We start from the raw sequence: 7,902 nt of genomic DNA on the forward strand, positions 1-7,902 counted from the left end.
GTTAAACACCTTGTTCGTGGATAAAAATCTGCGCTATCACGGTTTAATACAAGCCTTTTCGCGCACTAACCGTATTTATGATGCCACTAAGACCTTTGGAAATATCGTCACCTTCCGCGATTTAGAACAAGCCACTGTTGATGCTATTACCATCTTTGGTGATAAAAACACTAAAAATGTGGTGCTAGAAAAAAGTTATAAAGAATATATGGAAGGTTTTACCGATGTGGCAACAGGTGATGCACGACGCGGTTATTTAGAGGTGGTGGAGGAACTCGCACAACGTTTCCCTGATCCTGATGCAATTGTTAAAGAAAAAGATAAGAAAGCGTTTGCTACATTATTTGGTGAATATTTACGCGTTGAAAACATACTGCAAAACTATGATGAATTTTCAGGATTAAAATCCCTACAAGATTTAGACTCAGATGACCTCAGTGCCGTAGAGACCTTTAAAGACAAGCACCATTTAAGCGATGATGACTTAATCTCTATGCAAGAGATTAAGGTACCTGCCGAACGCACTATTCAAGATTATCGTTCAACGTATAACGATATCCGCGATTGGTTGCGTCGCGAGAAATCAGCAAACGACCAAGAGAGTTCCAATATTGATTGGGATGATGTGATTTTTGAAGTCGATCTGCTTAAATCGCAAGAGATTAACTTGGATTACATCCTAGAATTGATTTTTGAGCATAATAAGAAAACGAAAGATAAGACTACTTTACTTGAGGAAGCGAGGCGTTTAATTCGCGCCAGCCTTGGTAATCGAGCGAAAGAAAGTTTGGTTGTGGATTTTATTAATCAAACCAATTTAGATAATATCCCCGATAAAGCCAGTATTATTGATGCTTTCTTTACCTTTGCCCAAACTGAACAACAACGTGAAGCAAGAGAATTAATTAGTGCCGAAAGCCTGAATGAAGAAGCGGCTAAGCGCTATATAACAGCATCGTTAAAACGAGAATATGTCAGTGAAAATGGCACTGATCTAAATGCAATTCTGCCTAAAATGAGTCCGCTTAATCCACAATACTTAACTAAGAAACAAAGTGTGTTTCAAAAGATTGCCGACTTTATTGAGAAATTTAAAGGCGTGGGTGGAAAGGTTTAATACAGGTATTGTAATGTGGTAACGCAAAGTAATAGCGTCACTCACATTATTAAATAATTTCTGTATTGCAGATACAGGGTATCTACGTCCTATGCTAGATGATACCCTTCATTGTGACACACAATACATCACTTAAATAACTTTGAAAACACCCCTCTAATAACTGGTTTATCTGATGATGTTTCGCTTTGTATCGTATCAATTTTATGTTCAAGTAATATAGCACCCCAAAGAGTCAAGACAGATTTTTCAACAATCCTTATTCCATATTCCTAAGCCGCTTCATTCTGCTGTTCATTAGCTAAAATACTTTCTCTATATACATTCATTGGTTTTTTATAGTCCAGGGTTTCATGAAACCGTTGATGATTATAAAACTCAATATAGTCATCAACATCTTCTATTAACGCTCTAATTGAACCATATTCATTTAAATAAATACGCTCACATTTTGCACTTCGCCAAAACCGTTCAATACAAATATTATCCGTTGCTCGTCCTTTTCCATCCATAGAAATAGTAATGCCTTTGTTTTTTAGTCGTTGGGTATGAATTTCACTGGTGTATTGACTGCCTTGATCCGTATTAAAAATTTCAGGTGTTCCGTAGTATAATCCCCCAGCAAATCCAGACAAGAAATCAAAGCAATCTTATTCCAAATTAGTTACTATTTGTAAAAAATTGGAGTATTAAAATGAGCAGAAAAAGAACGGTCTACAGTGCTGAATTTAAAAGCAAGTTGGTATTAGAAGTTTTAAAGAATGAAAAAACACTGCAAGAAATTGCCAGTGCAAATAACATCACACCTAAGAACCTACAAAACTGGAAAAAAATATTCTTAGACAATGCAGAAATAGCAATGGAGCCCTCCAAAGCCGTTAAAGATTACAAAGAGGATCTATTAGCAGCTCAAGAACAAAATGAGATGCTCACAAAAATCGTAGGAAAAATGACGGTTGAAAAGGAGTGGCTCGAAAAAAAGCTAAAAAGCTTGGACTCATCTGATAGAAAACAGTTGATTGAGCCCAAGCTTAACACTCTACCTCTAACACAGCAGTGTGCATTATTAGGATTAAATAGAAGCAATCTCTATTACAAAAAAAGAGAGAATAAAAAGAAAGAAGAGATCAAAACTCAGATTAATCACATTTTTAAAGACATCCCTATTTATGGTGCGGCTAAAGTACACCAGCAGTTGCTTGAAGGTGGTTTTAAAGTCAGTTTAAACACGGTGGCGAGTTATCGGCAGCAGATGGGCTTGAAAGCCGTATTAGCGGTAAAACAAGTCAATACAACGATCCCCATAAAAGAACATAAAAAATATACTTATAAGCTTAGAGATCTTGATATATCACACGCTAACCAAGTTTGGAGTACAGATATAACCTATATTAAAACCAAAGAAGGGATGGTTTATTTAGCGGCGATTATTGATTGGCACTCAAAAGCAGTGCTCGCCCATAAAATATCAAACACAATGGATTCTTTTTTAGTTATGGATGTATTAGATGAAGCGCTTTCTCTCTACGGAACACCTGAAATTTTTAATACGGATCAAGGCAGTCAATACACCAGTGAAATTCATACCCAACGACTAAAAAACAAAGGCATTACTATTTCTATGGATGGAAAAGGACGAGCAACGGATAATATTTGTATTGAACGGTTTTGGCGAAGTGCAAAATGTGAGCGTATTTATTTAAATGAATATGGTTCAATTAGAGCGTTAATAGAAGATGTTGATGACTATATTGAGTTTTATAATCATCAACGGTTTCATGAAACCCTGGACTATAAAAAACCAATGAATGTATATAGAGAAAGTATTTTAGCTAATGAACAGCAGAATGAAGCGGCTTAGGAATATGGAATAAGGATTGTTGAAAAATCTGTCTTGACTCTTTGGGGTGCTATAGTTTTTTAAAGTACGAGTCACCGTATTTTTATTGATTTTAAGAACCCTAGCCGTGTCTCGAGTGCCACTACTATTGATAGCCATTTCGACAACGTGTTCTTTGGTTCCAAATTCACATGCTTTATAACAATATTCCAACATGAAGGTGTTGGTTGAGCAAGCTGTGGTCTGGCAACGATATCGCTGCACACCACGATCGCTACTACCTGATTTCATCAGGTTGGAATTAGTACAGTTAGGGCAGGTGATTTCTTGATAATATTTCATGAGGGAATTATGCAATAAATCACTTTCTTATTCTATTGCTCTCATGCTAAACACAGGTTTAACCCACTACCAATTTCTGTATTGCAGATACAGGGTATCTACGTCCTATGCTAGATGATACCCTTCATTGTGACACACAATACATCACTTAAATAACTTTGAAAACACCCCTCTAATAACTGGTTTATCTGATGATGTTTCGCTTTGTATCGTATCAATTTTATGTTCAAGTAATGCCATTAATCGAATTTCACGAGCTAGGGAATCTTCTCTCGCTGTCAGCCCCGGACGGGCTGATAGTCTCCAGAAGGCGCAGGGAAATTTGCCAATCCGAAGTGCGCGATAGCGCGCGAGGGAGGCTAAAATTTTATCCCGAATAGCCGTAGAGCCATTTGTGGTAGCCATGACTGAGCTGCTTTGTGCTCAGTCTGTGGCGGACGCAGGGCGGCTGGAGCATCTCCTATTCGCTGCGTAGGTGAACGAATTACGGCGACAGGAGTCCCGGAATTTCGGGAGGTAGCATGGCGCGCCTGTAAATAGCGATAGTCGTTTTCACCGTCATATTTTAAGGCAATGACAAAGCGTTTTTTACTGTGAGAACTCACCTTCAATCGTGCACTGCTGACAGTCACTTTCGCTGAAAATCATGGAAACGGAGCTTAGCGAAGTGGTGATTTTTAGTCCCTGATAGGCGACTCGGGGAGTCGCTATTTTTGCGAAAGCTTGTTTTGGGCATCCCAGCCCAAGCAAGCAGCAAAAACTTAACGCGACCACTTATGCCTCCGGCGGCCCCGATTCGTCCTCGTCACCTTGTCCCGACCCAACAAGGGGTCGGAACATAGGCTCCAAATGACTTGACGCCGTGTCGGATGGCCTTTTATTTTGTCTCCACCTTCGCTAACGCTCAGACTCCGACAAAACAACGGCCCTACGGCTATCGCGGACTAAAAATCTTCACTTCGCTAAAGCTCCGTTTCCAGGATTTTCAGCGAGGGCAATTTGCTGATTCGACGTGTGCTAGCAGCACGCGAGAGGAGCAAGAATTGCATTCCGAATAGCCGTCCAGCCAGTGAGGTAGTAATGACGAAGCGGCTTTTGTGCGTAGTCGTTGCGGACGCAGGGCGTTCAGGGCATCTCCCATCCGCTGCGTAGGTGAACGAATTATGGCGACAGGAGTCCCGGAATTTCGTGAGGTAGCATGGCGCGCCTGTAATAAAATAAGTAGGTATTATTGAACTATGATCGAATTTAAATTAATTAAGAATAAGGTTGTTCTTCTTTATAGCAGTATGTATGAAGGTTCAGCTTGGCTTTATGAACGGATTAAAGAAAAAGAAAGAGCTCACCTTTGCAAAACGTTTTATTTTACTAAAAATGAATTAGTTTCGTCTTTTGACAAATATAATGAGTATGATCCAGTAGAGTTTGAAGTTGCAAAAAAAAAACAAGGATATTATTGCTTCCCTAAAGATTTATTATGTCTAGATTATGATCTTTATATACATGAAGATATAAAACTAGAGAAAAAAATGTTTGTTACCCATCTTAATATATCTATTTTTCTAAAAATTAACAAAATTATAAATGGCTCTATCTATATTGGTGGCGAAGAAGAAAATTCTATACCAGAGTCAGTTTTTAAAGAATTATTAGATGCGTTTCCTAATTCATACGAACTGAAAAAGTATACATTAGCTCGAATAAGTGCTGTGTTATCGTCATATTTAGATACTAAAGAGGACTATGAAGAAAAATATCATAAATATTTAAATAAGAAAGTCAGTAAAAAAGGACGTAATGTTCAATATGAATATTCTGACATTGAATTATGGAAATACCAAGGCCTTTTACAAAAGCTAAAGTTGATGCTTGATGATAATAATTCATACAATGAAAACCAGTGGCAAGCAGAGTTAATTCAAATAATATTGTTTCTGTATCCTAAATACATATATGTATTCAAAGAAGCTCCAATTATAGATACATATAATAAAAAAAGAAGGATTGATTATTTACTGGTAGATTCTAATGGGAATACAGATATTATTGAAATAAAGAAACCATTTTGTAAATGTATAGTTACAGAAAGGAGATATCGAGATAACTACATTCCTCTACGAGAGCTTTCTGGAGCTGTGATGCAAGTAGAGAAATATATTTTCTATTTGAATAAGTATGGAAGTAAAGGTGAGGAAAAATTGACTTCACATTACAAAGAGGATATAGCTGATAATTTTAAAATTAAAATTACTAATCCATGTGGGATAATAATTATGGGGCGAACTAAAGGCCTATCTAAAGAGCAAATTCAAGATTTTGAAGTCATAAAAAGAAAATATAAAAGCATTATAGATATTCTGACATACGATGACTTAATAAAACGATTTGAATTTATAATAATGAAATGGAAGAAACTCAATACAACTTCATAAGGTTATTGGTTAGCTACTGCTGTTTATAGTGTGGTATTACATTATAGATCTGAACATTAATGCGTACTTTAATGCCATTATTGATTTATAAATGACAAGGTTCAATGTTCCAGTTTGACTCTAGTAAAACTGGAGATGTCTAGTTGAAGGGTTGTAAGGCACAAGCTATAAAAAGATTGTCTGAACATTCAGCTGATCTATATAGAGTAATAACTCACAATTCACAACTTCAATGTTCCTTTAGTTGCTTGATAATTGAAGTTAAAAAAACAAGTGTTTTTTTAACTTCACCATCAACACAGCTAATCACCATTAACAAGACCTTATTTATAGTTAATAATGTTAAAAAAGGCTGTTAAAAAACTTATCTCATGCTATAGTTAATAAAACCCATGTTAAAAAAGTAAACAGATGAAAATAGGTTACGCTCGAGTTTCAACATCTTCTCAAGATACATCACTACAAATAGACGCGCTTAATGCAGCTGGTTGCGAAATAATTTATAAGGAAAAAGCGTCAGGAAGTAAAAAAGACAGACCCGAACTTGAACAATGTTTAAAGTCTTTAAGGAAAGCTATAATCCCCCAGCAAATCCAGACAAGAAATCAAAGCAATCTTATTCCAAATTAGTTACTATTTGTAAAAAATTGGAGTATTAAAATGAGCAGAAAAAGAACGGTCTACAGTGCTGAATTTAAAAGCAAGTTGGTATTAGAAGTTTTAAAGAATGAAAAAACACTGCAAGAAATTGCCAGTGCAAATAACATCACACCTAAGAACCTACAAAACTGGAAAAAAATATTCTTAGACAATGCAGAAATAGCAATGGAGCCCTCCAAAGCCGTTAAAGATTACAAAGAGGATCTATTAGCAGCTCAAGAACAAAATGAGATGCTCACAAAAATCGTAGGAAAAATGACGGTTGAAACGGCGCGCTATTTTTGCGAAAGCTTGTTTTGGGCATCCCAGCCCAAGCAAGCAGCAAAAACTTAACGCGACCACTATGCCTCCGGCGGCCCCGATTCGTCCTCGTCACCTCGTCCCGACCCAACAAGGGGTCGGAACATAGGCTCCAAATGACTTGACGCCGTGTCGGATGGCCTTTTATTTTGTCTCCACCTTCGCTAACGCTCAGACTCCGACAAAATAACGGCCCTACGGCTATCGCGGACTAAAAATCATCACTTCGCTTAGGCTCCGTTTCCCTGATTTTCAGCGAAGGAGTGGCTCGAAAAAAAGCTAAAAAGCTTGGACTCATCTGATAGAAAACAGTTGATTGAGCCCAAGCTTAACACTCTACCTCTAACACAGCAGTGTGCATTATTAGGATTAAATAGAAGCAATCTCTATTACAAAAAAAGAGAGAATAAAAAGAAAGAAGAGATCAAAACTCAGATTAATCACATTTTTAAAGACATCCCTATTTATGGTGCGGCTAAAGTACACCAGCAGTTGCTTGAAGGTGGTTTTAAAGTCAGTTTAAACACGGTGGCGAGTTATCGGCAGCAGATGGGCTTGAAAGCCGTATTAGCGGTAAAACAAGTCAATACAACGATCCCCATAAAAGAACATAAAAAATATACTTATAAGCTTAGAGATCTTGATATATCACACGCTAACCAAGTTTGGAGTACAGATATAACCTATATTAAAACCAAAGAAGGGATGGTTTATTTAGCGGCGATTATTGATTGGCACTCAAAAGCAGTGCTCGCCCATAAAATATCAAACACAATGGATTCTTTTTTAGTTATGGATGTATTAGATGAAGCGCTTTCTCTCTACGGAACACCTGAAATTTTTAATACGGATCAAGGCAGTCAATACACCAGTGAAATTCATACCCAACGACTAAAAAACAAAGGCATTACTATTTCTATGGATGGAAAAGGACGAGCAACGGATAATATTTGTATTGAACGGTTTTGGCGAAGTGCAAAATGTGAGCGTATTTATTTAAATGAATATGGTTCAATTAGAGCGTTAATAGAAGATGTTGATGACTATATTGAGTTTTATAATCATCAACGGTTTCATGAAACCCTGGACTATAAAAAACCAATGAATGTATATAGAGAAAGTATTTTAGCTAATGAACAGCAGAATGAAGCGGCTTAGGAATATGGAATAAGGATTGTTGAAAAATCTGTCTTGACTCTTTGGGGTGCTAT

The 7,902-nt window shown here is 37.0% G+C and carries 11 protein-coding genes and 4 pseudogenes; 11 read left to right on the forward strand and 4 right to left on the reverse strand.

The genetic code is table 11. From position 1 onward, the window contains the following. On the forward strand, nt 1–1,117 hold a 1,117-nt coding region (locus K6984_RS29555; protein ID WP_420831741.1), incomplete at its 5' end, for a type I restriction endonuclease subunit R, EcoR124 family. A gap of 272 nt (nt 1,118–1,389) precedes the next feature. Here the strand turns inward: K6984_RS29555 and K6984_RS29560 are convergent. Next, nucleotides 1,390–1,725 (reverse strand): annotated as a pseudogene (locus K6984_RS29560) (transposase); the annotation flags it as partial. Between the two features lie 86 nt (nt 1,726–1,811). Here K6984_RS29560 and K6984_RS29565 point away from each other — a divergent pair. Then, a complete protein-coding gene (locus tag K6984_RS29565) occupies nt 1,812–2,978 on the forward strand; it encodes an IS3 family transposase (RefSeq protein ID WP_087870166.1) in 1,167 nt (388 codons plus the stop codon). A gap of 54 nt (nt 2,979–3,032) precedes the next feature. Here the strand turns inward: K6984_RS29565 and K6984_RS36845 are convergent. Both K6984_RS36845 and K6984_RS29575 read right to left on the reverse strand, forming a co-directional pair. Then, nucleotides 3,033–3,299 (reverse strand): annotated as a pseudogene (locus K6984_RS36845) (IS1-like element transposase); the annotation flags it as partial. Nucleotides 3,300–3,443: 144 nt separating this feature from the next. Then, entirely contained in the window at nt 3,444–3,704 is a 261-nt protein-coding gene (locus K6984_RS29575) for a hypothetical protein (RefSeq protein WP_221898556.1), read from the reverse strand. A 12-nt stretch (nt 3,705–3,716) separates the two neighbouring features. On the opposite strand from K6984_RS29575, the gene K6984_RS35490 reads away from it, so the two are divergent. The 3 genes from K6984_RS35490 to K6984_RS29580 all read left to right on the forward strand — a co-directional run bounded on the left by K6984_RS35490 (nt 3,717) and on the right by K6984_RS29580 (nt 4,357). Then, nucleotides 3,717–3,839: a hypothetical protein gene (locus tag K6984_RS35490; protein WP_263458757.1), complete on the forward strand. Its 123-nt coding sequence runs from the start codon at nt 3,717–3,719 to the stop codon at nt 3,837–3,839. Between the two features lie 173 nt (nt 3,840–4,012). Next, complete coding sequence (locus tag K6984_RS35495) at nt 4,013–4,141, forward strand: hypothetical protein (protein ID WP_263458596.1); 129 nt, start codon at nt 4,013–4,015, stop codon at nt 4,139–4,141. A gap of 27 nt (nt 4,142–4,168) precedes the next feature. Further along, complete coding sequence (locus K6984_RS29580) at nt 4,169–4,357, forward strand: hypothetical protein (protein WP_221898557.1); 189 nt, start codon at nt 4,169–4,171, stop codon at nt 4,355–4,357. On the opposite strand, the gene K6984_RS29585 is transcribed toward K6984_RS29580, so the two are convergent. Beyond that, nucleotides 4,285–4,440, reverse strand: a complete 156-nt coding sequence (locus tag K6984_RS29585) for a hypothetical protein (RefSeq protein ID WP_221898558.1) — start codon at nt 4,438–4,440, stop codon at nt 4,285–4,287. The two genes, K6984_RS29580 and K6984_RS29585, sit on opposite strands and share 73 nt — an antisense overlap. Here K6984_RS29585 and K6984_RS29590 point away from each other — a divergent pair. From K6984_RS29590 to K6984_RS29615, 6 genes and pseudogenes are all read left to right on the forward strand, one after another. After that, nucleotides 4,397–4,534, forward strand: a complete 138-nt coding sequence (locus K6984_RS29590; protein WP_221898559.1) for a hypothetical protein — start codon at nt 4,397–4,399, stop codon at nt 4,532–4,534. The two genes, K6984_RS29585 and K6984_RS29590, sit on opposite strands and share 44 nt — an antisense overlap. 54 nt (nt 4,535–4,588) lie before the next feature. Then, nucleotides 4,589–5,731: a Shedu immune nuclease family protein gene (locus K6984_RS29595; RefSeq protein WP_230988359.1), complete on the forward strand. Its 1,143-nt coding sequence runs from the start codon at nt 4,589–4,591 to the stop codon at nt 5,729–5,731. Between the two features lie 411 nt (nt 5,732–6,142). Beyond that, a pseudogene (locus K6984_RS29600) lies at nt 6,143–6,301 on the forward strand (recombinase family protein); the annotation flags it as partial. A 90-nt stretch (nt 6,302–6,391) separates the two neighbouring features. After that, the gene (locus tag K6984_RS29605; RefSeq protein WP_221898562.1) at nt 6,392–6,724 is read left to right on the forward strand and encodes a transposase; all 333 of its coding nucleotides are present in this window, start codon (nt 6,392–6,394) and stop codon (nt 6,722–6,724) included. Beyond that, on the forward strand, nt 6,654–6,800 hold the full coding sequence (locus tag K6984_RS29610) for a hypothetical protein (RefSeq protein WP_221898563.1): 147 nt from the start codon (nt 6,654–6,656) through the stop codon (nt 6,798–6,800). The genes K6984_RS29605 and K6984_RS29610 overlap by 71 nt, the downstream gene beginning before the upstream one ends. Nucleotides 6,801–6,961: 161 nt before the next feature. Continuing rightward, nucleotides 6,962–7,849 (forward strand): annotated as a pseudogene (locus K6984_RS29615) (IS3 family transposase); the annotation flags it as partial. Nucleotides 7,850–7,902 lie beyond the last annotated feature (53 nt).

Source organism: Bathymodiolus japonicus methanotrophic gill symbiont (assembly GCF_019721995.1).
Taxonomy (GTDB): domain Bacteria; phylum Pseudomonadota; class Gammaproteobacteria; order Methylococcales; family Methylomonadaceae; genus Methyloprofundus.

Coding starts and splice junctions, on each gene's coding strand:
- K6984_RS29565 (WP_087870166.1), top strand. CDS start 1,812: ATGAGCAGAAAAAGAACGGTCTACAGTGCTGAATTTAAAAGCAAGTTG.
- K6984_RS29575 (WP_221898556.1), bottom strand. CDS start 3,704: ATGGCTACCACAAATGGCTCTACGGCTATTCGGGATAAAATTTTAGCC.
- K6984_RS29580 (WP_221898557.1), top strand. CDS start 4,169: ATGGCCTTTTATTTTGTCTCCACCTTCGCTAACGCTCAGACTCCGACA.
- K6984_RS29585 (WP_221898558.1), bottom strand. CDS start 4,440: ATGGGAGATGCCCTGAACGCCCTGCGTCCGCAACGACTACGCACAAAA.
- K6984_RS29595 (WP_230988359.1), top strand. CDS start 4,589: ATGTATGAAGGTTCAGCTTGGCTTTATGAACGGATTAAAGAAAAAGAA.
- K6984_RS29605 (WP_221898562.1), top strand. CDS start 6,392: ATGAGCAGAAAAAGAACGGTCTACAGTGCTGAATTTAAAAGCAAGTTG.